Source organism: Candidatus Binataceae bacterium (genome assembly GCA_035308025.1).
Classification (GTDB): domain Bacteria; phylum Desulfobacterota; class Binatia; order Binatales; family Binataceae; genus JAJPHI01.
Window position 1 is genome coordinate 64,647 of sequence record DATGHL010000045.1, and the last position, 23,450, is coordinate 88,096.

At 61.7% G+C, this 23,450-nt stretch carries 24 protein-coding genes; 11 read left to right on the forward strand and 13 right to left on the reverse strand.

Annotation, left to right across the window (positions count from 1 at the left end; genetic code table 11):
- The first annotated feature begins 171 nt into the window (after window positions 1–171).
- Window positions 172–888: a class I SAM-dependent methyltransferase gene (locus VKS22_13620; protein ID HLW71647.1), complete on the forward strand. Its 717-nt coding sequence runs from the start codon at window positions 172–174 to the stop codon at window positions 886–888.
- A gap of 336 nt (window positions 889–1,224) precedes the next feature.
- Window positions 1,225–2,373 (forward strand): hypothetical protein, encoded by a 1,149-nt coding sequence (locus VKS22_13625; GenBank protein HLW71648.1) that lies wholly within the window; start codon window positions 1,225–1,227, stop codon window positions 2,371–2,373.
- An 875-nt stretch (window positions 2,374–3,248) separates the two neighbouring features.
- On the opposite strand, the gene VKS22_13630 is transcribed toward VKS22_13625, so the two are convergent.
- From VKS22_13630 to VKS22_13670, 9 genes are all read right to left on the reverse strand, one after another.
- Window positions 3,249–4,412 carry a serine hydrolase domain-containing protein gene (locus VKS22_13630; GenBank protein HLW71649.1) on the reverse strand — a complete coding sequence of 388 codons (1,164 nt, stop codon included), beginning with the start codon at window positions 4,410–4,412 and terminating at the stop codon, window positions 3,249–3,251.
- A gap of 24 nt (window positions 4,413–4,436) precedes the next feature.
- Window positions 4,437–4,883 carry a VOC family protein gene (locus VKS22_13635; protein HLW71650.1) on the reverse strand — a complete coding sequence of 149 codons (447 nt, stop codon included), beginning with the start codon at window positions 4,881–4,883 and terminating at the stop codon, window positions 4,437–4,439.
- An 86-nt stretch (window positions 4,884–4,969) separates the two neighbouring features.
- Window positions 4,970–6,085, reverse strand: coding sequence for an amidohydrolase family protein (locus VKS22_13640; GenBank protein ID HLW71651.1), 1,116 nt, complete (start codon window positions 6,083–6,085; stop codon window positions 4,970–4,972).
- 115 nt (window positions 6,086–6,200) lie between these two features.
- Window positions 6,201–6,911: a hypothetical protein gene (locus VKS22_13645; protein HLW71652.1), complete on the reverse strand. Its 711-nt coding sequence runs from the start codon at window positions 6,909–6,911 to the stop codon at window positions 6,201–6,203.
- Between the two features lie 2 nt (window positions 6,912–6,913).
- Window positions 6,914–7,315 carry a biopolymer transporter ExbD gene (locus VKS22_13650; protein ID HLW71653.1) on the reverse strand — a complete coding sequence of 134 codons (402 nt, stop codon included), beginning with the start codon at window positions 7,313–7,315 and terminating at the stop codon, window positions 6,914–6,916.
- A complete protein-coding gene (locus VKS22_13655) occupies window positions 7,312–7,899 on the reverse strand; it encodes a MotA/TolQ/ExbB proton channel family protein (protein ID HLW71654.1) in 588 nt (195 codons plus the stop codon). Before VKS22_13655 ends, VKS22_13650 begins: the two co-directional genes overlap by 4 nt.
- Window positions 7,900–8,045: 146 nt before the next feature.
- A complete protein-coding gene (locus tag VKS22_13660; GenBank protein HLW71655.1) occupies window positions 8,046–9,056 on the reverse strand; it encodes a TonB-dependent receptor in 1,011 nt (336 codons plus the stop codon).
- Complete coding sequence (locus VKS22_13665) at window positions 9,056–10,399, reverse strand: TonB-dependent receptor (protein HLW71656.1); 1,344 nt, start codon at window positions 10,397–10,399, stop codon at window positions 9,056–9,058. The genes VKS22_13660 and VKS22_13665 overlap by 1 nt, the downstream gene beginning before the upstream one ends.
- Window positions 10,400–10,529: 130 nt before the next feature.
- On the reverse strand, window positions 10,530–10,865 hold the full coding sequence (locus VKS22_13670; GenBank protein ID HLW71657.1) for a hypothetical protein: 336 nt from the start codon (window positions 10,863–10,865) through the stop codon (window positions 10,530–10,532).
- Between the two features lie 140 nt (window positions 10,866–11,005).
- Between VKS22_13670 and VKS22_13675 the strand changes: the two genes are divergently transcribed.
- From VKS22_13675 to VKS22_13685, 3 genes are all read left to right on the forward strand, one after another.
- Window positions 11,006–12,187, forward strand: a complete 1,182-nt coding sequence (locus tag VKS22_13675; GenBank protein HLW71658.1) for an FIST N-terminal domain-containing protein — start codon at window positions 11,006–11,008, stop codon at window positions 12,185–12,187.
- Window positions 12,184–12,627, forward strand: coding sequence for a DUF202 domain-containing protein (locus VKS22_13680; GenBank protein ID HLW71659.1), 444 nt, complete (start codon window positions 12,184–12,186; stop codon window positions 12,625–12,627). The genes VKS22_13675 and VKS22_13680 overlap by 4 nt, the downstream gene beginning before the upstream one ends.
- A gap of 143 nt (window positions 12,628–12,770) precedes the next feature.
- On the forward strand, window positions 12,771–13,901 hold the full coding sequence (locus VKS22_13685; GenBank protein HLW71660.1) for an acyl-CoA dehydrogenase family protein: 1,131 nt from the start codon (window positions 12,771–12,773) through the stop codon (window positions 13,899–13,901).
- Window positions 13,902–14,008: 107 nt separating this feature from the next.
- On the opposite strand, the gene VKS22_13690 is transcribed toward VKS22_13685, so the two are convergent.
- Window positions 14,009–15,340: a DUF1329 domain-containing protein gene (locus VKS22_13690; protein ID HLW71661.1), complete on the reverse strand. Its 1,332-nt coding sequence runs from the start codon at window positions 15,338–15,340 to the stop codon at window positions 14,009–14,011.
- Window positions 15,341–15,661: 321 nt separating this feature from the next.
- Entirely contained in the window at window positions 15,662–16,648 is a 987-nt protein-coding gene (locus VKS22_13695; protein HLW71662.1) for an oligopeptide transporter, OPT family, read from the reverse strand.
- 83 nt (window positions 16,649–16,731) lie between these two features.
- On the opposite strand from VKS22_13695, the gene VKS22_13700 reads away from it, so the two are divergent.
- Window positions 16,732–16,902 carry a hypothetical protein gene (locus tag VKS22_13700; protein ID HLW71663.1) on the forward strand — a complete coding sequence of 57 codons (171 nt, stop codon included), beginning with the start codon at window positions 16,732–16,734 and terminating at the stop codon, window positions 16,900–16,902.
- A 338-nt stretch (window positions 16,903–17,240) separates the two neighbouring features.
- Here the strand turns inward: VKS22_13700 and VKS22_13705 are convergent, their stop codons facing one another.
- Window positions 17,241–17,609: a hypothetical protein gene (locus tag VKS22_13705; GenBank protein ID HLW71664.1), complete on the reverse strand. Its 369-nt coding sequence runs from the start codon at window positions 17,607–17,609 to the stop codon at window positions 17,241–17,243.
- Between the two features lie 212 nt (window positions 17,610–17,821).
- On the opposite strand from VKS22_13705, the gene VKS22_13710 reads away from it, so the two are divergent.
- Genes VKS22_13710 through VKS22_13725 form a run of 4 tightly spaced genes read left to right on the forward strand, consistent with a single transcriptional unit; the run spans window position 17,822 to window position 21,090 of the window.
- On the forward strand, window positions 17,822–18,337 hold the full coding sequence (locus VKS22_13710; GenBank protein HLW71665.1) for a MaoC family dehydratase: 516 nt from the start codon (window positions 17,822–17,824) through the stop codon (window positions 18,335–18,337).
- Window positions 18,334–19,488 carry an acyl-CoA dehydrogenase family protein gene (locus VKS22_13715; GenBank protein ID HLW71666.1) on the forward strand — a complete coding sequence of 385 codons (1,155 nt, stop codon included), beginning with the start codon at window positions 18,334–18,336 and terminating at the stop codon, window positions 19,486–19,488. Before VKS22_13710 ends, VKS22_13715 begins: the two co-directional genes overlap by 4 nt.
- Entirely contained in the window at window positions 19,485–20,153 is a 669-nt protein-coding gene (locus VKS22_13720; protein ID HLW71667.1) for a MaoC family dehydratase, read from the forward strand. Before VKS22_13715 ends, VKS22_13720 begins: the two co-directional genes overlap by 4 nt.
- A gap of 34 nt (window positions 20,154–20,187) precedes the next feature.
- Window positions 20,188–21,090: a CoA ester lyase gene (locus VKS22_13725; GenBank protein HLW71668.1), complete on the forward strand. Its 903-nt coding sequence runs from the start codon at window positions 20,188–20,190 to the stop codon at window positions 21,088–21,090.
- Between the two features lie 39 nt (window positions 21,091–21,129).
- On the opposite strand, the gene VKS22_13730 is transcribed toward VKS22_13725, so the two are convergent.
- Window positions 21,130–22,482: an ammonium transporter gene (locus VKS22_13730; protein ID HLW71669.1), complete on the reverse strand. Its 1,353-nt coding sequence runs from the start codon at window positions 22,480–22,482 to the stop codon at window positions 21,130–21,132.
- A 154-nt stretch (window positions 22,483–22,636) separates the two neighbouring features.
- Here VKS22_13730 and VKS22_13735 point away from each other — a divergent pair, with 154 nt between their 5' ends.
- Window positions 22,637–23,437, forward strand: coding sequence for an enoyl-CoA hydratase (locus tag VKS22_13735; protein HLW71670.1), 801 nt, complete (start codon window positions 22,637–22,639; stop codon window positions 23,435–23,437).
- The last annotated feature ends 13 nt before the right edge of the window (window positions 23,438–23,450 follow it).

Consider the following 23,450-nt stretch of genomic DNA (forward strand, 5'->3'; position numbering starts at 1 on the left):
ACTCAGATCACTTACCTGAGATTGCGACTACTTATAATGCTATATTTTATGCGCCCAGGCGCTGCCGAGCCTTCGATGTAGTTTTCGGAAATGCCTGCTCTCAAGCTGGCGTGCAAAATGAGTCTGGAGCTGTCACAATTATCGCAGTGACGTTCGTCAAGGAGCCTATCTGTGCATTGGAGTGAGATCTCCGCTAATCCAAATCTACCTGAGGTCTTGAGGCTTCGGGCCTCTCTCTTGAGGAAAGCGCGGCGACAACCCGTTGAGAACCGAATTGCCTACCTCTGTGAAATGGCAAAGAACAAGAATGTTCTGGACGTCGGAGTGGTCAATCACATTGCTGAGAGCGCCGAAGATCCCGATTGGTTGCATGGGCGGCTTTTGGCGGTGGCAAGTCGTTGCTTCGGCGTTGATATCGCCGCGGAAGGCATTCGCAAGCTGCTCGAGAAGGGATACAACGTCGCGCTTTGCGACATCACGTCGGAGCAGGGCGAGAACATCACGGATAGATTCGACTTAATAATCTGCGGCGAGTTGATCGAGCACCTCGGGAATCCCAGCCGGCTTTTTGACGCGGCGCGTCGGCTGCTGGTACCTGGGGGCAGTTTGGTCCTGACGACGCCTAATCCATTTTATTTGGGGCGCATATTCCGGCACTTGTTCAACGCGTCGTGCGAAAATGTAGACCATGTGACGATGCTGTTTGCCTCAGGCGTTGCCGAGCTCGCGGATCGCGCGGGCCTTGAACTGAAGAGCTATCGCGGAATCTACCCGGAGCCCGTAACTAAGAAAAGAAAGCTATTTCTGCCGGTGAAATGGATGGTGCAGGCTACGACGAATAATGAGGCGGCGTGCGAATCAATCGTCTACGAGTGCATTCGAGTATGACCGCGCAGACGCAGCTTGGTTTTTCTAGATCATTTATCGATCCGAACGCAAAATAATCTCGCTTGGACGGAAGTCCTCTCCAGATTCGGGCTCGGCTGGCTCACGATTCGACCTCCCTGGACGCTCGGATAATCATTCGTTTGAGTCGGCTGGAAAAGCAATGGCCGCACGGACGTGTGGCGTTGATCGGCGTCCGCGCGGCGGCCGCGATGCTCCCTGACGACGTGGACAAGGCCTAGGACAAACACGAGCTCGATCGCTGCGGCGAGCGCAAGACCCCACCTCCCTGTCCTCGTCGCGCTCAAGCCCGGGCGCGCTATCGGGTATATGACAGCAATGCGCAGGACGACAATTTCCGCGGAAAAAATCCTCGCACGGGTACTAGCAATCGGTTCAAACCCCGGCGCCGCCTCAGCCTCGATTCGCGTCGAGGGCGCAACGATCAGCGGTTTACTCGACCTCTCAGGTCTGACGATTGCCGGAACGCTGATGTTCGTCGATTGCGTCTTCGAGGAACAGCTCAGGATGCGCAGCACATCGCTTCAAGCCATTTTCTTGGGCGGTTGCGAGCTTTCGGGACTGGAGGGCGAAGAGCTGCGCGTCGAGCAAGATCTTCAACTCTGCGAGGGCTCGCGCGTTGCTCAGCCGATCAACCTGGAGCGCGCGACGATCAGCGAAAGTCTGTCGTTCTCAGGCGCGAGTCTAGGTCCAGTGGATGGCGCGGCGCTAATAGCCAACGATATGACAATCGGTGGCCATCTGCTGCTGAGCAATGATTTCCTCGCCGCCGGCGCAGTGAGTATGCGCCGGATGCATATTGGCGGGGCGCTCTATTGTGCGCGAGGGAAGTTCATGAATCCCCGCGGTACGGCGCTCGTCCTCGACGACGCGCAGATCGAGGGCAACGTATTATTGAGTCAGGGATTCAAAGCCCGCGGCGAGGTGAGTCTCCTGCGCGCGCGGATGGGCGGTTTTCTGTACTGCGCGCACGGCGCCTTCGAGAATCCCGGCGCGACCGCACTCGCCGCCGATAACGTTGTGATTGGGGGCCGCGCTTTTCTCGGTGAATGGTTTAACGCGAAAGGCGCGGTACTCCTCCGCGATGCGTCTATCGGGGGCGATCTCTACTGCGTCGGCGGCATCTGCCAGAATCCGGGCGGCATCGCACTTGACGCGGAACGCATCCGCGTCGGCGGCTCAGTGCGGATGCATACGCGGTTCCTTGCACAAGGGGCGGTGCGGCTTGCCGGCGCGACGATTGGCGGGACGCTCAACTGTACCGGTGGTCAATTCGAGAATCGTGGCGGCGTCGCGTTGACGGCCGAAGGTGCGACAGTCGGCGGTGACGTTGTGCTCGGCAGCGGCTTTCGCGCCGAAAGCTCGGTATGTTTCGATCGCGCGACGATCGGCGGCGTCCTCGACGTCAAAGACGCCCGCTGCGACGGCGTTTCGATGAAAGGTTTGCGGTTTATTGAGGCGATCTAATACTTAATTCTCGAGTGACATAAGAGCCACTCACCCCAGTGCGGCTACCAGAGTGACTTTGGGCCACCGTGGTTCTCGCGGTACAACGCGGCCCCAAAGAGGCTACCCATGACCCAACCGGCGCTAAAGCCGGTGTGGACTCCGATGTACGCTCCCAAAAGCCAGGCCGCCATTGATATTACAAAAAGATAGAACGTCGCCGCCTGAGGGCTGTCAATTATGTACCACCCGGCCACCGCAATCGCGACGACGAAGAAGGGGACGAGGACCGAAAGCATTAAACGTTTCGCCTCCTTAGCAAGCGCTCGCTTAGCCGCCAAACGCTAGAGAATCCGTCGAGAGGTCCATATTCCGCTCATCGATTCCCTATGAACGCGACGAAACAGCGAAATCGCACATTTAGAAGTGCTTGCACCATCTCAAACACATCTGCATCGCGTCGAGCGCCCTATCTCTTGCATCGTCGAAAGCCGTCGCACTCTGAGAAGGAAGACCCGGCACCTGAAGGAACGAATGTACTTTTCTCCATTCGTCGAAAACGCGCTTCGGAAACTCATCGCTAATCTGTCTGTTCAACCATTCCGCATGCGTCAAAAGCTCCTGAGGAGTTTGGCAACCCATCGCTCGAACTCTGTAGTCAGCGAGGAAACGGGTCGTGTCGTCGTACACGTTTCGGCGACGCTCGAACCAACGAGTAGTCCCAGTCAACATATAGCCAAGTAACGCCCCTACGACCACCGATGCGAGATTCCAAAGATGCTCCATTCGTAACCCATCGCTACGTTCGTGATGAAAGCGCACTCGCGGCGGATGGCGCTACCCGTGCGAATCCGACAGATAAGGGCTAGCGAAACAGTCGTATGTGTCTCTTGTCGTCAGAGCGAAGCGTAGGCGGCCGCGATCAGTGCGGCGGGACGGGCGTCGAGCAGCGGATCGAGCCCCATCTGATTCATCGTGTAGCCGAAGCCCAGCTTGGCGTCGGGATCTGCAAAGCCCAGCGAGCCACCCGCGCCCGGATGACCGAATGCGCGCGGATTCGGACCCATCTTGCTGTGCGGCTGCGACAGCATAAAGCCAAGGCTGAAACGCGTCGTCAGCGGCAGCACAGCGTCCTGCCCGTTCGACTGCTCGGTGTAGCAGCGCTCGATCTCCTTGGGGCCGAAGACGCGCACGCCATTGACTTCGCCGCCGCGCGCGAGCGCGCCGTATATCCGGGCGAGCGCGCGCGCATTGGCGTGACCGTTCGCTCCCGGAATCTCGGCGGCGCGCCAGGCGCGTGAGTTCGTCGTCTCCTGCAGGAAAATATTGGCCGGATTCGCGAGCGCCATCGCACCCACCGAGGCCGGATCGTTCATCATGTCAGCCAACAAGTTGACTTCGCCCGGCTTGGGATCTGGCGCGTAGATGATGTCCGTGACGCGCGCGTCGAATTCGGGACCGATCCCGATATGCGCGTCGGCGCCGAGCGGCGTGGCGATCTCCTCGCGGAAATAGGCGCCGAGGCTCTTGCCGCTGATCCGCCGCACCACTTCGCCCACCAGCCAGCCGAAGGTAATCGCGTGATAGCCGTGCCGCGTGCCCGGCTCCCACCACGGCTCCTGCCGCGCCAGTTCCGTCGTCACCTTCTCCCAGTTGAACAGATCCTCGTTCTGGAGCGGCGCTTTGATCGCCGCCAGACCCGCTTTATGGTTCAGCAGATAGCTGACCGGAATCGAGCCTTTGCCGCTCTGCGCGAACTCGGGCCAGTACTTCGCGACCGGCGCGTCGAAGTCGAGCTTGCCCTGGTCAGCGAGCCGATGCGCGCACATCGCGCACAAGCCCTTGGTGGTGGACCAGACATTGACGAGCGTGTCGCGATTCCACGGCTGCGTCCGCGCCGCGTCGGCGTGCCCGGCCCACAGATCGACGACGCAGCGCCCATCGACCACGATCGAAGCTGCCGCGCCGAACTCGCCGCGCTGCTCGAAGTTCTCAATAAAGGCATCGCGCACGCGCACGAAACGGGGATCGTATTCGCCGTTGATCGTCAAGTTCGGCATTGTGGGCTCCCTAATGTCTTGTATTTACATACCGCTAATGAGTTCCAGGATCGTGCCGTCGGGATCGCGGAAGCAGACCACGCCGATTTTCGCGCCACCCGGGCCGTCGATCTTCTTGAGCGGCGCGACAAAATCAACCTCCTTCGTCTTCAGGTCTTCGTAGGTCTTGTCGATGTCATCGACGGTGAAGGCGATTCGGCAGATTCCGAGGTTATTCAGCGTCGGGTAGGGTTTGCCCTGCGGCGGCGGGTCGATGAACTGCACCAGATCGAGCACCGGGGCGTTGGCGTCATTGCCCAGACGCATGAAAACGCCGTGCAGCTTGCGCGCCTTGAGACCCAGCGCCTCGCCCACGCTGGGATCTTCAAGGATAAAGTCGTTGACCTTGTTGAACCCTAGCTCCTGATAGAAGCGGACCGAGCGTTCCATGTCGCTGACACAAATGTTGACGTGAAAGAGTTTTTGCAACATCGCGGTCTCTCCTGCCCGGCGCGGCGGAATCCGCCGCGCCGGGCGTTACTTTGCGATCAATTCAATCGCGCAATTCAATCGCGCACTCAGATGCCGTACAGCTCCGCGACGTTGTCGTGCAGCAGCCAGTTCTTTTCCTGCTCGTTGAGCCCGGCCGAATGCTTTTTCAGCAGCTCTTGCGAATTCGGCCAGGTCGAGTCGCTGTGCGGAAAATCATTGGCCCACATCAGCCGTTGCGGATTACACATGTCCTTCATCTTGAAGGCGACCCAATCGTCCTGGAAGGTCGTGTAGATATTCTCGCGGAAATACTCGCTGGGCATCTTCGACAGCTTGTCGGCGGTCAGCCAGAAGCGATGGCGATCGTAAGCGTGGTCGAGGCGGTACATGAAATGCGGCACCCAGCCCGCATCCGCTTCGACGCATGAGATGCGCAATCGCGGATGGCGCTCGAAGACGCCGCCCAGGATGAACATCCCGATGATGTCCTGGTTGCCGCGGATGATCGACATGAAGGAGTTCATCTTGGGCCCGCGATTGGGATTTCCGATGCCCTCCTTCGAGGTCAGAATATGGAAGCTAAGCGGCATCTTGAGGCTGACCGAGGCTTCCCAGAACTCATCGTAAATCTTGCTGTCGTAGTCCTCGATGATCGGAATTCCCGACATCATCATCCCGCGCAGACCCATCGCCTTGGCGCGCTCGAGGTCTTTGATCCCTTCGTCGGGCGTGCGCATCGCGGTCTGCCCGAGCCCGATCAGCCGATCCGGATGGGCGCCGCAATACTCGGCGATCCAGAGGTTGTAGGCGTCGAAGCAGGCCTTCTTGTAATCGGCGTCGGGATGATTGCAGAGAATCATGCCGACGCTGGGATAGATGACCTCGGCGGCGACGCCGTCGCGATCCTGATCGGCCATCCGCACCTCAGGATCCCATGCGCCGCGCGGCAGATCCTCGAACTTAGCGAAGACGGCCGCAGTCGCCAGCTCCTCGGCGGATTTTCCGGCCGCGGCCACCAGGCCCATCGGGATGGTCTGTTTCATCCCCTCAACGACGTAGGTGTCGCCGCCCTTCTCCATCCAGACCACCTTGGGCGCGGTGTCGAGGTACTTCTTGTCGATCCGCGCGGTGTAGGTGTCGGGCGGCTCCATGATGTGTGAATCGGAGGAAATGATCGGTTTCGAGATCAGTGTATTGGCCATAAGCTTCGTCTCTCCTTTGTATCGATAGCTTTGACAGTTGCGGACACTTACTTGTAGTGCAGTCGGGCGATTGCGTAAAGCCGCGCAAGCGTGGGGAAATGGTGCGCGTGCAGAACTACTCGACGGTGACCGGGATCCGAACGTCGAATTCTGAACCAACCGCGACTCCGTTTTTGTGCGCCGGCATGAAACGCCACTGGTCCAGCGTCTCGAGCAGGATTTGGTTGAGCCGCGGATTCTCGGTCGGCTTGGTCAGGGTGACGGAGGCTTGGCCGTCGTCGGCGACTTTGAAATGCGCGATCGCGACGGTGTCTATCACCGCGTCGCGTAAATCATCCGGGATAACCGGGGTCGGCTCGAAGATCGCGTGCGCCCCGTTGTTGTCAGCGCCGACGCCCGATGCAGCGTTGCTCGGCGGGGCTCCGGCACTTGGCCCTGTCGTGCTGCTGGCTGGGGCCCGGGGCTCAGTCTTGCTCTTCGCCGTGCCATTCTCCGATGGGGCGATTTCGGGCATGACCTTGGGTCTGGTCAGGTGGGCTGTCCGGGGCCGAACGATTGCGGGGTGGTGTACCACGGCGGGCACCGGATGAGGTTGCGTCGGCGCAATCGGGGCCAGCTTGGCGGGCGGTGGTAACTCAACGATCCGCACCTCCGCGGGCGCAAGTTCGGGCGGGGGCGGCGCCGTCCCTTCCAGTAGCAGGCCGAAGGCCGCGAGCAACCCCGCCCACAAAATAACAGCGAGCGGAATAATCCACGCGATCCGCCGCCAGGGCTGGTCGAGTTCGCCGGCGGAGATCATCCGCTCGCGCGCGTTTTCGACGGTCACGCTCAATCGCGTTTGACCGCGATCAGAAAATGCTCGACGCCGGCGCGCCGCGCCTGCAACATCGCTTCGACGACGACGCCCTCAGGCGCAGCGCCGTCGGCGTTAACGACGACCCCAGCGTCGCGACCCATCATCATTGCCTTGAGCGTGAAGGCCAGCGTCGCCATCGTGATCGGAGTCTTGTCGAGAAAGATGCGGCTGTCCTTCGTAACCGTGAGGGTGACCGGCTCCTGATGGCTCAGGTTGGGGGCGTCGCCCTGTGGCAGGTTGACCGTGATCGAGTTGAGACTCTGCATCGAGAGCGACGCCAGCATGAAGGTGACCAGCAGGAAGAACATCACATCGATCATCGGGATGATCTCAATCCGCCCGCGACGCGACTCGCGCGACCTCACCAGCTTCATCGCACTGCGCCGCGGCCGGCGACCACCGCGATCTCGCGATGGCTGGCAGCGGTCTCCTGCGCCTCGGTCTCCTGATCGAGCCGAATATGATCGATCAGGCGCGAGCCCAGGCGCTCGAGCTGATCGAGCGCGCGCGACTGGAGGCGCGAGAAAAAATTGAAGGCAAACAGTGCCAACAGCGCGATCAGCAAGCCGAGCGCGGTCGCGATTAGCGCCTGCGCCACGCCGGCAGTGACCTGTGTCGGCGCAACCAGGCTCGACGCGCCGATCACCCGAAATGACTGCATCATGCCGGTGATCGTGCCGAGCAGACCCATCAGCGGCGCCGCCGTCACGACGGTCTCGAGCACCCAGAGGCCGCGGCCGAGCGCCTTCTCGATGCCGCCCGCCTCGTCGCTCGCGCGGGACTCGACCCACCAGGCCGGGCGCTCGCGGTTCGCCGCGATCACCCCGAAGAAGCGTCGATAGGCGTTGCCGACATTCATGGCATTGAGCTGCGTTTCGAGTTCAGACCATGAGAAGCCGTAGGTCTCGACCAGTTCCGCAAGGCCGCGCGGCAGCCGCAGCATCCGCTGATAGCTCACGGCCCGATCAGAGGATGATCGCGATCGCCACTGCGCCCAGGAAGAGCAGCGGATAGACCATCGCGCCGCCGAATTTCAGCGCCTCCCAGGCGCCCGCCAGTTCACTCATCGCGCTTCACCCGTTGACGTCGAAAACTTTGGAATTTTCATTGAATCGAACCCTGGCGGTTGAAAAACGGGATGTACCATTTGAGCCCGCCATAGAAACTGCGGCGCGGACCAAACTGCGGCGCAAACACACCGATCCCGGAACCGCTCCGAATCGGATAAATCCAGTCGCCCAGGTTTATCACTGCCGCTCGCGCTTCGACTTTCCCGACTGAGGTGAGCGTCAACGGTTTTACGATGCCGGCGTCGAACTGGACATAGAATGGCAGGTTGCCGGTGTTGGCGAAGCCCGAGCGCAGCCCGCTGCCGTAGATGTCGTTCAACGTGAACAGAAAGCCGCGCAGCGTATAAGTGATTCCCGCCGACTGGCTGAAGGTCTGATCGTGGTCGAGAAAGACATAGTGGGTCTTGATGAACGCCAGCTCTGGCGCGCTAAAGAGAAACTGATCGGATACTATATCGATCCCCTGCGCGACTGAGTAGGCAAAGTTACTATAGAATGTCAGGTCCTTGAGCGGGTTCATCGAGGTGGTAAACTCGACGCCGTATTGCCGACCCTTCGCATAGTTAAATGGGGTAAACACCAGCGTGGGGCCAAACTGTCCTTCATCGAGCAGGTCAGTGGACTTCTTGTAGTAGCTGTCCAGATCAACCTTGACGTTGTGAGGCAGATTCTGCGTGATTCCCGCGTCGAAGTAGTGCGCCCGCTCCGGTGCGATATGCGTATCGGTCTTGACCATCGGCTCATTGGTCGTATCGGCGAATTTGACGAGATCCTCACCCGACACTGCGTCCAGCGGCGCCGGCGTGAAGTAGCGCGCATACCCGGCATGCAGCGCGGTTCCCTCAAACAGTTGATAGATCGCGGCGACCCGCGGGCTGAACTGATCCGAACGCGTCAGGCCGTCGTAGAGATCGAAGCGGACGCCGTAATCGAGCGTCAGTTTCTTGATTGGGCGCCACTCGTCCTGCAAATAGACGCCGTAATTCCAAGCCACCAGAGCGGTATCATCCACCACCGCCGTCGGATGGGTGCTGCTCTGGAACACTACCCCAGTGACGGGGTTGATACCCCCGGGAAGACCAGCGCGTGATTATCAATTTCGGCGCGCTCGCCGCTGAAGTAGTAGCCGGCGCGGATCGTATGCTGCTCCGGCGCCCGAGAAGTGACGTCGCCTTGCAGCCCGCTAGCCCAATCGCCGCGGAAATCGCGCGACGCGATACCGTTGTAGATCAGATCGCCTTCGTGATCGGGATGAAAGGACAACGTCGAGTATCTCGTGAAGGCCGCCACCTGATAGTCGATCGCTGAGCCGAGCAGGCCCTGCAGCGCCAGGACACTGTAGTAATTCTGCTCGAGTTGGGTCTCGCGGATATTTGCCGAGGGAAAATTCGGCACGCCGGCCAAAGTGAACACCTGCGGCTGATCGGAATTGGCCGGGATCTGATAGTTCGAGACGTTAAACCCGCCGAACCAGCTCAACCGCGTCGTCGGGCTCAGGATATAAGAGAGATAGCCGAAACCATTGCCGATCGTGGCGAAGTCATGGATCGCCTGCGGACCCGGCGTCGGCGGTTCGAGCCCGCGGCTGTTCTGATTGTAGAAACCGGTCGCATAGTAGCTCAGCTTGCCTTGCGACCCGCCGACCTCGAAGCTCGGCAAGAGGGTGTAGCGCTGGCCGCCATACATTTCGATATCGCCGCCGTTCAGACTGTCCCCGCTTTTCGTTTGAATCTGGACAACTCCCGCCGTGTGATAACCGTACTGCGCAGGCAGCGCGCCTTCGAGCAGTGAGATGCTCTGCGCGAAGCGCGGACTGAAGGTCTGGGAGAATCCGCTGACCACCCCTTCGGGCAATTCGACCCCATTAATCCGATATTGAATTTCGCCGTGTTCACCGCGGATGTGAATCTGTCCGAAGGAATCCTGCGCCACGCCCGGCGCCTGCAACAGTAGACTGTTGGTCGAGGTGTTGCCGCCTTGCGGCAAAGCCTGAATAGCCTGCTGGCTGAAGCGATAGACGCTGCCGCCGGTCTCAGGATTCAATCCATTACGCGCGACCTCGAGCCTTTCGCCGCAACTTTCAGGCTCAAGGCCGCTTCGGCCTCGAGCGCGATCTCGAGCGGCTTCGCACCCCGCGCGCGCCTCGACGCTGGCCGCACCGGTGCGGAAGCCTGACTTGTTCGCGACCACGGCATAGCTCCCCGCCGCTACGTTGGCGAATCGGAAATGTCCGCTTTGATCGCTTTTGGCGCGCTGAACGATCTTGCCGTCGCCTGTCTGCAAAATCACTTCGGCGTCGGCGAGCGGCCGGCCAAGCGCGTCCTTTATGGCGCCGCTGATGATACTACTCGCGGTTGCCTCTGCCGGATGGCTGGTGGCATCGAAGATTCAGTGCGACCATCAAGGCGAGCGCCACTCCGCATTTCAGTTTCCGCATAAGCTCTCCAACCGCCGCGGGACGCAATACTCGCCCAGCGCCAGGCACGGGCAAAACTTCAATGATTCAGAAAGAGGGAAGCTACGCGGGGACGGGAGGAGCTCGGGAGGCGGGGCGTGCGATGAAGGTGGCGACCAGCTCGCCGTTAGACTCCGCGGCGATTCGATACTTCGAGATCGAAGCGTCCGCCAGCGCCGACGCGGCATTCGGGTTTGGTGGCGAGTGGAGATGAAAGGCGCAGACCGCGCAGAGGACGTCGGTCTCGGTGACGCGAGTGTTTTGCGTCAGCCCACGGCGCGGATCGTGCTGATGATAATGCGCGGCCGCAAAGGACTGCACGAGCAGAAGCAATGCCGCGCCGGCAAAAACGATGACGCGCCGGCGTCTTGAGGCGTCGTGCCCGAACCCTCTAATCATCACGAACCGCCTTGGACGCTAGCGCAACCGGATCATCGAGGCAACGACGCGGCACGGGACCCTTCTCGCGCCGCCGCGATTCTGTAAAGCTCGTTCTGGGAGCAGGGGCGGAGCGGCTCGCAGCAGCCGGGAGAGGGTTCATGATACGTGCGGGCGCAGGTTATTCGGTCGCCGCTAATCCACGGACCGCGGCAGTGGAAGCGACGCAGTCGGCGCTGCGAAATGCCGGGCTGCGCACGGCCGACGCCGTCATCTGTTTTGCCAGCAGCAAGCACGGCGGCGCTTTCCCGCTGCTGGTGCGCACGGTAGGGGAAGTAGCCGGGACGGCCGAGGTGGCGGGCTGCGGCAGTATCGGCGTAATCGCCGGCGGCCGCGAGATCGAATCAGGTCACGGCGTCGCGGCTTTGGTGATGGGCGCCGAGGAGATTACGGTTTCGCGGTTTTTCGTGCCGCAATTACGGCAGCGCTCGCGCGAAGTCGCACTCGAACTGGCGGTGGCGGTGCGCCCGCGGCTCGGCCCGAACAATCTGCTCTGCCTCTTCGCCGACACTTACAACCTCGAACCCGAACCGTTCATCGCGACGCTCGCAGCCGAGCTGCCGGGCGTGACTCTGGTCGGCGGCGGCGCCAGCGAGGACGGCGCAATTGGCGAGACTTTTCAGTTCTGCGGCGACGTCGTCAGCTCGAATTCGGTCTCCGCGACGCTGCTTGCCGGCGACCTTCACGTCAGCGTCGGCGCGGCGCTGGCCTGCGCACCGATTGGGCCGATCCGCCGCGTAACCGCAGCGCGCGACAATGTAATTCTCGAACTTGACGGGCGGCGCGCCTATGACGTTTTCGCCGAAGCCGCCGGTCCCTTGATGAGTGATATTCGTCGAGCCTCGGCGTTTATGTTTCTCGGCGTGCCGGTCGCACCGGCCGCCGAACGCCTTGAGCGCGGCGCCTTTTTCGTGCGCAACATCACCGGAGTCAGCGCCGAGCATGGCGCGCTCGCCGTGGCGCATCGGCCCGCGGTCGGCGATCGCGTGGGCTTTGTTCTGCGCGATGCCGAACGGTCGCGCAACGAACTCAAAGCGATGCTCGAAATGCTGAGCGCGCCGGGTCAGCCAAGGCCGGCTTTCGGACTCTACTTCAATTGCGTTTCGCGGGGCTCCGGACTCTACAACCTGCCGGATCACGATTCCGCCTATATCGGGCAGCACTTCGGCGACCTTCCGATCGCCGGGCTCTTTACCGGATTCGAGATTGGGCCGCTTGCCGGCGCTGCCGGACTGCTCCAGTACAGCGGCGTGTTGGCGCTGATCTCGGAGCCGCCGGCATGAGTCAGCTCGCGCCCAGCGGTCGCGCCGCCGGTGCGCTCTGCGAAGCGGCGGGGCGGCCACCCGAGCCTCCGCCGAAAAGAGATCCGCGGGTTTATTTCGCCGCGGAGCGAACCTTCCTGGCCTGGATCCGCACCGGATTGGCTTTAATGGGCTTCGGCTTCGTGGTCGCGCGCTTCGGGCTCTTTCTCAAGGAATTGGGCGAGACCCATCCGGAGTTTCGCATCAGTTCATTCGGCTTCTCACTCGGTCTTGGCACCGGACTGATCGTGATCGGAGTGTTCGTAAATCTTTACTCGATGCTTCATTATCGCGGTCTCCTCGCTCGCCTCAATCAGGGGCGCGAGGTCGTCGGACGTCCGTCGCTGATCGCGACGTTGGTGCCTGTGAGCCTGGCGCTGTGCGGGGTGGCGATGGCGATCTATCTGGTCGCGATACATTAACACCAGCGTTTCGCGGAAGAGCGAGAAGGCGAGTCCGCGCTTGCAGTCACGCGCGCGATAGTGGTTAGTTAATTCTCGATCATCACGCCGGCATCGCCGGCGTTTTTGCCCCAGGGAAAAACCATCAACGGAGGACGAGCGACTTGGATTTTGGCTTTTCAGAAGAACAGGAAATGTTGCGCGACGCGGCCAAACGGTTTCTCGCCGACAATTGTTCGACCAAATTTGTCCGGCAGATGATGGCTGACCCGACGGCTCACGACGCCGCCTTCTGGAGCAAGCTGGTCGGCCAGGGTTGGCCGGGCCTGCTGATTCCCGCGCAATATGGCGGCGCCGACGGCACGTTCCTCGATATGACGGTGATCGTCGAGGAGCTCGGCAAGGCGCTGATTCCTGGGCCATTCTTCGCCGCCGCGCTGCTCGGCGCTCCGGTCTTTCTCGAAGGCGCTTCCGACGCACTGAAGAAAGAATTTTTGCCCAAGATGGCCGAGGGCAAGTTTATCGCCACCGTCGCGATCGCCGAAGCGGCGGGGCGTTTTGATGCCGGCGGGATCGAGCTCAAGGCAGCGAAAAAGGGCGCGGGCTATACGCTCAGCGGCGAAAAGTTCTTCGTTCCCGACGCCCAGGTCGCCGACGCGATCGTGGTGGCGGCGCGAACAGGCTCCGGCACCGGGCAGAACGGTATCACGCTGCTATGCGTTCCGACGACGGAGAAGGGCGTCATCATCACCCAGCTCAAGACCGTCGATATGACGCGGCGCGTATGTCATGTGAAATTCGATCAGGTTCAGGCCGACACAGTGATCGGCAAGGAAAACGAGGGCTGGACGGTGCTGGCGCGGGTGCTCGACGTCGCGACGGCGGCGCTCTCCACCGAGATGGTCGGGACAGCGCAAAAGGCGCTGGATATCGCGGTCGAGTACGCGAAAACCCGCGTTCAGTTCGGCAAGCCGATCGGTTCGTTTCAGGCGATCAAGCACAAGTGCGTCGATATGATGGTCGCAGTCGAGAACGCGCGATCGCTGGCCTATTACGCCGCCTGGACGGTTGACGAGCGCGTGCCCGAGGCCGGCACCGCGGTCCCGATGGCGAAGGCTTACGCGTCCGACATGGCGAAGAATGTCACCTCGGAGGCGATCCAGGTGCACGGCGGTATCGGCTTTACCTGGGAGCACGACATGCACCTTTATCATCGTCGCGCACTGGCGGGCGAGGCTAATCTGGGCAACGCCCCGATCCATCGCGAGACCGTGGCGAAGTCGCTGCTGAGTTAAGCGCCGCTGCGAACAAAAGAATGGGGCGCGTCCGTAAAGGACGCGCCCCATTTGCTAGTGGCCTGATCGACCCGGCTTCGCGGCCAGGGCCGACGTTCAGTTCGTAGTTAACGCATGATCATCTGAAGACCTGACGGACTGCCATACTTGACGCCGTCGAGGTATTCCTTGGGCGCGTTGATGCCGAGATAAGGCTTGATCTTCTTGTCATTGCCAAATCCCGACCAGATGGTCTGATGGCCATTCTGGAAATCCATCGCCATCGAGGAAACGCCGTCCCAGCTATGACCAAGCCCGGGTACGTTGTCCGACGCGTCGTTGTAATACGCAATTGACTTCCACAGCTTGTGGTTCGAGTCGAACAGATCAACCCAGTTGCCATTCCAGTGCTCGCGATCCGCGTAGAGGATGCGGCTCGAATAGCAGTAGCCCGCCGCTTCGCTTGGTATGCGGGTCACGTCAGCAATCGCATGCGGACGCTGTTCCCACGCGCCCCAACTCGGCTTCGGGAAGCCCAGCGGCATCAGGTAGCCGTCAGGGAAGATCGCGCCATCCTGATTGAAGTGCGCCAGCGTCAGCAGCTTGCGGTCGCCGAGGAAGTTACCGGTATAGATCGAGGTGCTGCCGTTGAAGCCATTGGTCTTCGCATCATCGTAAGTCCAGTCAAAGCCGAACACCGGCGAGCAGCGCGCGGTGCTGGCCAAGCGCAGTGAACGGCGCAGCGCCGGCACGAACACGTAGGTGTCCGGGAAGGGAGCCTTTTCCTGATCGGTGTAGAACAGGTTGAGCGACGCCGTGTAACGCGCCTGTTCCGGTGATTCTTCCATCAGCCACTCGGTGTACCAGGTGCCCGGGGCATAGTTCAGAGTCGTCGGAAAGTTCGGGTCAGTAATGTAGTCGCTCCAGCGATAGACCACGTCAAGCTTGGTCTGATTAACGTTGCCGTAACGATCCAGCGCCCACACCGAGCCATAATTGTCCCCGACTGCATTCACGTAAACCGCCGGCTGGTAGGCCCAGAAGGTGTTGGCGAGGATTTTCCAGCCCTTGTTGGGCTCCTGCGGATTCGGAAAGGGCGTTCCGCCGTGATAGTTATGCATCACGTAATGGCCATTGGGTAGGACTTCTACCGTAGTCTGCGCGCCATACTTTTCGGTCGCATCCAGCCAGCTCTTCGGCAAGGCGTTATACTTCGCCGCTGCGACATCGATCTCAGCTCCGGGAGGCATTTTCCAGAAATACTTGCCCTCCCACAGCTTATCCATGCCGAGTGGCATCGCGTACTGGAACTGCTGCCAGTTGGCGGCGGTGATCTTCGTGCCGATCGGAACGTCCGCCTGAGTCGCCGATCCCTTCAGCCATGCATCAATTTCACTGCGGTCGGTCGATTGCGACCAGCCCAGCGAGGGCAATAGGGCAATAACCAGCCCGATTGCCATTAAGCGGCCTAAACACTTCATCATATGTCTCCCCTGTTCGGTTGAGGCCCTTGCCGAACTCTCGCGAGGTCGCGGCAAGGCAGTTTTCAGTCCCCACGAGCGCACTTTGGAGCAAGATCGGCTTTGAGGCCGCTCCGGAGGAATTTATACGGATAAAAAAAATCAACTGTCAATATCGACTTTTTCTCCTTTCGATGCCCACGCGAACCCTCCGACAATCGCATGAACGTCGGATTAGCCTATGATCCCCTAACTCGCTGACATACGTATCGGTTCCCAGGCGTGAGAGGTAGGAAATCTTGGGGTGTCCGTCCGGGCGCGCTAGAACAGTGGCAGCCTGATACCGGCCGTGATCAGTGCGCCGCTCGCGACCCCGGTCAACGCTTCGCCCGCGATCATGCCGGCCGCAATCAGAAGCCCCGGGCCCGCCTGTGCGTCGCGCTGCCGACGGAAGAGCAGCCCCCCAAGCGCACCGGCGAGAATTGTCACTCCGAGTCCGAAGGGCAGGTACAGCCCGATCGCCACCGGCATCACCGGCGTGCGCCAGCCATAGCCGCCTCGATCCAAGGCGCGATCGCTGATCAGGAGCATGGTCGCGAGCGCCGCGCCCACCGCGATCGTGCCCCACGGCAGACCGCCGAAGAAGACGCCGTCAGCCACCTTGGCCATCAGGAAAGCCTGGGGTGCGGAGAGTGCGTGCGCGCCGGCGGCCGGCGTTCCGGCGATGCCGTAGGCGCGGATCAGCAGATTCAGAATCGGCGCCATCACGAAGGCCGAGACGGCGGCGCCGCTGAGCACCGCGATTTCGAGCGCGCGCGGCGTCGCGCGCAAATGAAACCCGGTGGCGAGATCGTGCAGGGAGTCGCCGGCCATCGCGGCCGCGACACAAACCACCGCGCCGGAGAGGATCGCGAGGCGCGGCCCGAGCGCGGCGCTCACGCCGCCCAATTTGAGCATCAGGGCGATCGCCAGCAGCACTATAATCGTCACGCCCGAGACCGGATTGTTCGAGGCTCCGACCACGCCGGTCAGATAGCCGGCGACGGCTGACGCAAAAAATCCGATCAGCACGAGCAGCAGCGCGAGCGCCACGCTGAGCCCGAGGCTGCCGCTCAAACGGTAAATGATGACGGTGATCGCCGGCAGGCAGAGCGCGACCGCGATCGCGATGACCCGCGGCGGCAGGTCGAGGGCCTCGCGCGGGACGCGCGCCGCGGCGTCGCCTGCGCGCATCAGGCGCGAACTCTCCGCGATCCCGCCCGTGATGGAGCGGCGCAAGCGCCACAAGGTTGCCGCCCCGCCGACCACATCGCGCCGACGCCGAGATAGCGCGTCTGTTCGTTCCAGATTTTTTGCGCGGCGGCGGCCGCCGCGAGTCCGCGCAATTCGGGATGAGTCGCGCGGGGAAGGTGAAGATCGCGCCTGCAGCGACTGCCTCGCCCGCGGAGGCGACGGTCTGGACGACGTTGTTCTCGAGCATAGTCGCGCGTCCGAGAAGGCGCAGCAGCGCCATCGAGATGACGGCTGCCGGAATGCTCGCTGAGACCGTCATGCCGGCGTAAAGCCCGAGATAGGCATTGGCCGCGCCGAGGATTAACGCGAGGATCGCGCCGAGAATGAAGGCGCGAACCGTCAGCTCGCGCTGCGCAAGCAGAGACCGTGCAGCGGGTCTAGGCGCAGGCTCGGACACGTCGCGACTATATCCGAATCGCCGCAAGCGTGACGCGCTCGCCTGCGGCCCCAGAATCGTGTGCAGAAACTACGAGGCGTGGCCCTCGCTGCCGCTCACGAGCGTGGTCGGCTGGCCCGCCTGCTTCCACCCCTTGATACCGTCGGCCATCACACTGACGTTTTCGTAGCCGGCTTTGACCGCCCGCCGGGCGGCCTCATGCGACGCCGTTCAAAGAGTGTTCGCGCAATAGAAGACCAGCTTCGCCTTTTTGTCTTGCGGCAGTACGGCAAGGTCGTATTTGTTGTCGGAACTCAGCAGGGTTGCGGCCGGAATCACCCCATACTCTGCGCGCGTGGAGGCGCCGTTAGCGTCATAGATGTGCACCGGCGACTTGGTATCGTTCATCATCGCCTTCAAATCGGCGACGTGGATAATCGAGAAGGTTTCGAGCGTCGGATCGTTGTCTTCATGACCCAGCAGTTGCGAGAGATCGAACGCGCGCGCCGCCGGCGCGTAGTAACCGGCCGCCAGAATCGTGAGCGCGAAGGGCGCCGCCACCGTGAGTACACGGGCGAGTCCTCGTCTGATGATGCGCATAAGAGCAGACCTCCCGATCGGAGCTATCACGGGCCGCACCGGCTGCCAAGCTGACTTTTCTAGCCGCGGGAGTCAGGTGCAGAAGCGCGGGCGTGAGGATTTGAGCAAAGCTGCCGAGCATGGCAGAGTTACGGGCGCAGCAGCTTTCCGTCTCGCGACAAAAGGCGGAAGTTCCAGGCAAGCCATAAGGTTAGGACGCATGGAGCGTGGCGATGAGTGACGATTTCCGCTCGCGGGCAAAGAAGCTCCCGAAGGGCAATCTGTTCGAGGATTTCACCCTCGGCCAAGTCTTTGCGCATCACTGGGGGCGCACTTTGAATCCGAGCGACAATGCCCTCTTCACAACCCTGACGCTGAGCTACAACCCGCTCTATTTCAACGCGCCGTATGCGCGCGCGCATGGCCATCGCCAACCGGTGGTGAATCCGATGCTGGTTTTTGCAACGGTTTTCGGACTTTCGGTCGAGGATCTCAGCGAGGCGGGCGGGCTGTTCCTGGGCGTCGATAGCCTGACGTTCCATCGACCGGTCTATCCTGGGGCGACGCTTATCGCGCGCAGCACGGTGGTCGATAAGCGGGAATCGGCGAGCCGTCCCGAACACGGGATCGTGAGCTGGCATACAGAGGGCTTTTTGATTGACGAACTTGGCAATAAGTCAGACGGTGAAATTCGCGTCGTCGATTTCCGCCGCTCCAACCTGATTCCGAAGCGAGGTCCGGGCGCATGAGTTATATGACCGAAGAACGCAGCATGATTCAGGATGCGGCGCGCAACTTCGCCATGAACGAAGTTCTGCCGGTCGCCAACAAGCTCGACCCGGTCGAGGGCGACATCCCGATGGAGCTGCGCAACAAGATGGGCGAGCTCGGCTACTTCGGCATCCTGATTCCCGAGGACTACGGCGGGCTGGGGCTCGGCTGCTTCGAGTACGCGCTGGTGGCCGAGGAGCTGGCGCGCGGCTGGATGAGCGTCGCGAGCATCATCGCGCGCGGCAACGGCATCTGGGGCGACATCACGGAGGAACAGAAAAAGCTGTATTTTCCGAAGATGGCGCGCGGCGAGTTCCTCGGCGCCTTCTCGCTCTCGGAGCCCGACGCCGGCTCGGACCTCGCCAACGTCTCGTGCCGCGCGACGCGCGACGGCGACGACTACGTCATCAACGGCACCAAGACTTGGTGCACTTTTGCCGACGGCGCCGACTTCATCCATCTGTTTGCACGGACCTCGCCGCCCGAGGGCAAGCGCCGCCATGTCGGCATCACGCAATTCATGATCGAGAAGGAGCGCGGCAAGCTGCCGCCCGGATGCAGCGGGACGCCGATCCGCAAGATCGGCTATTTCGGTTGGCGGACCTGGGAGCTGCACTTCGACAACTGCCGCATCCCGGCCACGACGATGCTCGGCGGCGAGGGCCGCGGCTTTTACACGATGATGGCGTTTCTCGAAGTCGCCCGCGTGCATACTGCGGCGCGGGCGATCGGGCTGGCGCGCGGCTCACTCGAGGACTCGCTGGTCTATGCGACCCGTCGCTCGCAGTTCAAACGGCCGATCGCGGAATTCCAGGCGATTCGCTTCAAACTCGCCGAGATGGCGGCGAATATCGAGGCGGCGCGCGCATTGATGTACGCCGTCGCCAGCGACGTTGACAGCAAGAAACGCTGTGACAAGGAAGCCTCGATGGTCAAGTGGTTCGCTACTGAGATGGCGGAGCGGGTGACCAGCGACGGTTTGCAGATTCACGGCGGCTACGGCTACACCAAGGACCTCCCGCTCGAGCGCTACTGGCGGGACGCGCGGCTGACGAAAATCTTTGAGGGGACGTCGCAAATTCAACTGCGGATCATCTCGGATCGCCTGCTCGGAGGGATGCCCGAATGAGTATCGAGGCGGCCGCGCTGACGGCGCGCAATAATTACTTCGAGGATTTCAACCTCGGCGACGTTTTCGAACACGCTCGCGGCAAGACCGTCGAGGGACTCGAGAACGTGCTCATCACGAATCTCGTGCTCAACACCGCCCAGGCGCACTTCAACGAGCATCTGTCGGAGTCGCTGCCGCAAAAGCATCGGATCGTTTTCGGCGGCGTCACGGCGTCGATCGTGATTGGCCTTGCGATGCAGGATACGGGCGAGAACGCGGTCGAGGAGGTCGGGCTTGATAAGGTGCGCTTCCGCGTCCCGGTCCTGCACGGCGATACGCTCTACGCGTTTACCGAAGTCGTTGCGAAAGAAGCAGAGCCCGCCGACGCGCGCGGTCATCGCGAAGTCGGGCTGGTCCATTTCCGCCACTGGGGAGTGAATCAGCGCAATGAGACCGTCTTCGAGGGCGAACGCACGACGCTGATCAAAAAACGCTCGTTCACGACCGACGGACTCGCCCTCCACGACGAGGTGGCGATTGCAGCGCCGGTCACACGGCGGCGTCCGGCGGCGAAAGCGCAGCGGCGTGCGGTCAAGCGCGCGCTGCCCGCGGCGATCAAGGCGCCGCGCTCGTTGAAAGGCGTCAAATTCAGGCCAAAGAACCGGCCGAAAAAACGCCGCTAACTTCCACGCTGACTTTCCCCACGGAGAACCTGCGATGCGCTTACGCCGATGCGAGCTGTCGACCCCGGGCAGTAATGAAAAGATGATCGAAAAGGCACTCGGCTCGAACGCCGACGTGGTTTTTCTCGATCTCGAAGACGCGGTCGCGCCCAACCAGAAGGTTGAGGCGCGCGGCAAAGTGATCAAAGCGCTCAAGACCCTCGACTGGGGCAGAAAAACTCGCGCCGTCCGCATGAACAATATCGAGACCGAGTACGCCTACCAGGACGTGATCGAAGTCGCCGAGAATGCGGGCGAGCAGCTCGACGTGATCATCATTCCGAAGGTCAAGGCGGCGCGCGACATCTTCTGGGTCGATACCCTGCTGACGCAGATCGAGACGCGGCTCAAGCGCAAGCACAAGATCGCGCTCGAATGCCTGATCGAGGAGGTCGAGGCGCTAATCAACGTCGAGGAGATCGCGAAATCGTCGCGACGGCTGGAGGCGATTATCTTCGGGCCGGGCGATTTCAGTGCTTCGCAGGGCGTGCGGATGGGAAAGACTATCGGCGGCTCGATCACGACCTACCCGGGCGACATCTGGCACTACGCGCGCAGCAAGATCGTCGTCGCGGCGCGCGCCGCCGGCATCGAAGCGATCGACGGCCCCTATGCGGACTTCAAGAACCCGGCGGGCTATCGCGAGGAGGCGATCCGCTCGGCGACGATGGGTTTTGCGGGCAAGTGGGCGATCCATCCGAGCCAGATTGAATTAGCCAACGAGATGTTCTCGCCATCGCAAGAAGAGATCGATCGCGCGCGCCAGCTCGAAGCCGCTTACGCCAAGGCCGAAGCCGAGGGCCTCGGCGCGGTCACCTTCGACGGCGTGATGATCGACGCCGCCTCAGTGCGGATCATCCGCAACGTAATCGACAAGGCGAACCTGATCGGGCTCTGAGCAGCGCGAGGTCAGAGAGTCTCGGCACCGCGCCCATCATCACGCTTCCAGGGCATACGCATTCTCTTCGTGTTCGCTGAGGTCGAGGCCAAGTTGCTCGGCTTCGGCGTCCACGCGCAAACCGACCAAGGCGTCGGTGATCTTGAGCAGGATCAGGCTACCGCCAAAGGCAAACAAGACGCTCGCGGCGACCGCCACAACCTGAATCAGGAATTGGTGCGGATTACCATAAAAGAGCCCGTTGGCGCCCGCAGAATTGACCGCGACGTTGGCGAAGAGCCCCGTTGCCAGCGCACCCCAAATCCCGCCTACTCCATGCACTCCGACAACGTCCAGCGCGTCGTCGTAGAAAAACCACGACTTTATCCTCACAGCGCCATAGCAGAGCGCTCCGGCTATCAGGCCGATAACGATCGCGGACATCGGCCCAACAAAGCCGGAGCCGGGCGTAATTGCGACCAAACCAGCTACGGCCCCGCTCGCGGCTCCCAACACAGTCGGCTTGCCGGAAAGCCACCATTCCACGCAGATCCATGATAGCGTCGCCGCCGCTGCCCCAAGGTTGGTTGCGACAAAGGCGGAAACCGCCAGACCGTTGGCGGCAAGCGCACTGCCGGCATTGAAGCCGAACCATCCGACCCAAAGCAGCCCGGCCCCGGTTAAGGTCATCGTCAAATTGTTTGGGTGGACCGGCTCATGCGGATAGCCGCGGCGGCGTCCGATCATCAGAACCGCGGCGAGCGCGGAAACGCCGGACGAGATGTGGACGACGGTGCCACCCGCAAAATCGAGCGCGCCGAGTTGATGCAGCCAGCCGTCAACCGCCCACACCCAATGCGCGAGCGGGTCATATATCAGAGTGGTCCAGAGCATGCTGAAAACCACAAACCCTTTGAAAGAAATCCGCTCGGCGAAGGCCCCGGTGATCAGCGCCGGCGTAATTACAGCGAACATGCACTGAAACACCATGTAGGCCTGATGTGGAATCGTTGGCGCATACCAAGGATAAGCTTGGGTTGCGCTGACGTTCGCCAGACTCGCCCACTGCAGGCCGCCGATAAGCCCGTGCCAGGGCGAGAAGGCCAGGCTGTAGCCGAACAGCGCCCACTGCACCGAGATCAAGGCGACCAGAAAAAAGCTTTGCATGAGTGTGGCGAGGACGTTCTTGCGCCGCACCATGCCGGCATAAAACAGCGCCAGTCCCGGCGCTGTCATCATCAGGACGAAGGCCGAAGAGGTCAGCACCCAGGCCGTGTCGCCGGCGCTGATCGACGCGACCTGATCGGCGGCCCCGGCCGAAACGACAAAAAGCAGCGTGGTTGCGCTCACGGCGGCGACGGCGGTTACGAGTAGGGTGATTCGCGAACGCAGGCTCTTTTTTGATCTCGACATGGGCAAGGAAGGTATATTCAGCTTGGGAGCCGCTCAAGCAGTGCGCGGTTCGTTTGCGGCTCGCAGGCTGCTCGGCTTTCGAGCAGTTCGCAAATGTGCTCAAAGATTAGAACGCGATTCAACGAGGCGCGCGCAGCGCTATGAGGCTTTGACGATGAGCAACGCGAAGAGCGAAAACCCGGTATTGGTCGAGCACGAGGCGCCCCTCGGCTGGATCGTTATCAACCGTCCGGAGAAGCGCAACGCGCTGAACTTCGCGGCCTGGCGCGGCATCGTCGCGGCGACGGAAGAACTCAACGCCGATCCGGCCGTGCGCGTGATCATCATGCGCGGCGTGTCGCGCGAGGCCTTTATCTCGGGCGCGGACATCTCCGAGTTCCCGAGTCATCGGGCAAACGCCGAGCAGGCGCGCAGCTATCGTTCGGCGCCGGGCAACGCCACCGACGCTTTGAGCCACAGCGCGAAGCCGGTGGTCGCGATGATCGCGGGCATCTGCATGGGCGGCGGACTACAAGTCGCGCTCTCCTGCGATATTCGCATCGCGGCGCGGGGGACGCGCTTCGGGATTCCGGCGGCGCGGCTGGGGCTCGCCTATCCGCTCGACGGCGTGCGCACGCTGTCGCAAATCGCGGGTCCCGCGAACGCCCGCGATATCCTCATGTCGGCGCGGACCTTCGGCGCCGAAGAGGCGCTCCAGATGGGGCTGCTCAATCGGCTGGTCGAGCCGGAAGAGCTCGAAGCGAACGTCCGCGATTACGCAACGCGCATGGCCGCCAACGCCCCGCTCACCATGGCCGCGGCGAAGGCGACGATTCGCGAAGGGTTGAAGGACGCCATTGATCAGGACCAGCAGAAGATCGCCGCGATGGTCGCGCGATGCTTCGACAGCGAGGACTATAAGGAAGGCGTCCGCGCATTCCTCGAGAAGCGACCGCCACGCTTTTGCGGACGCTAGTGGAGCCGGGGGG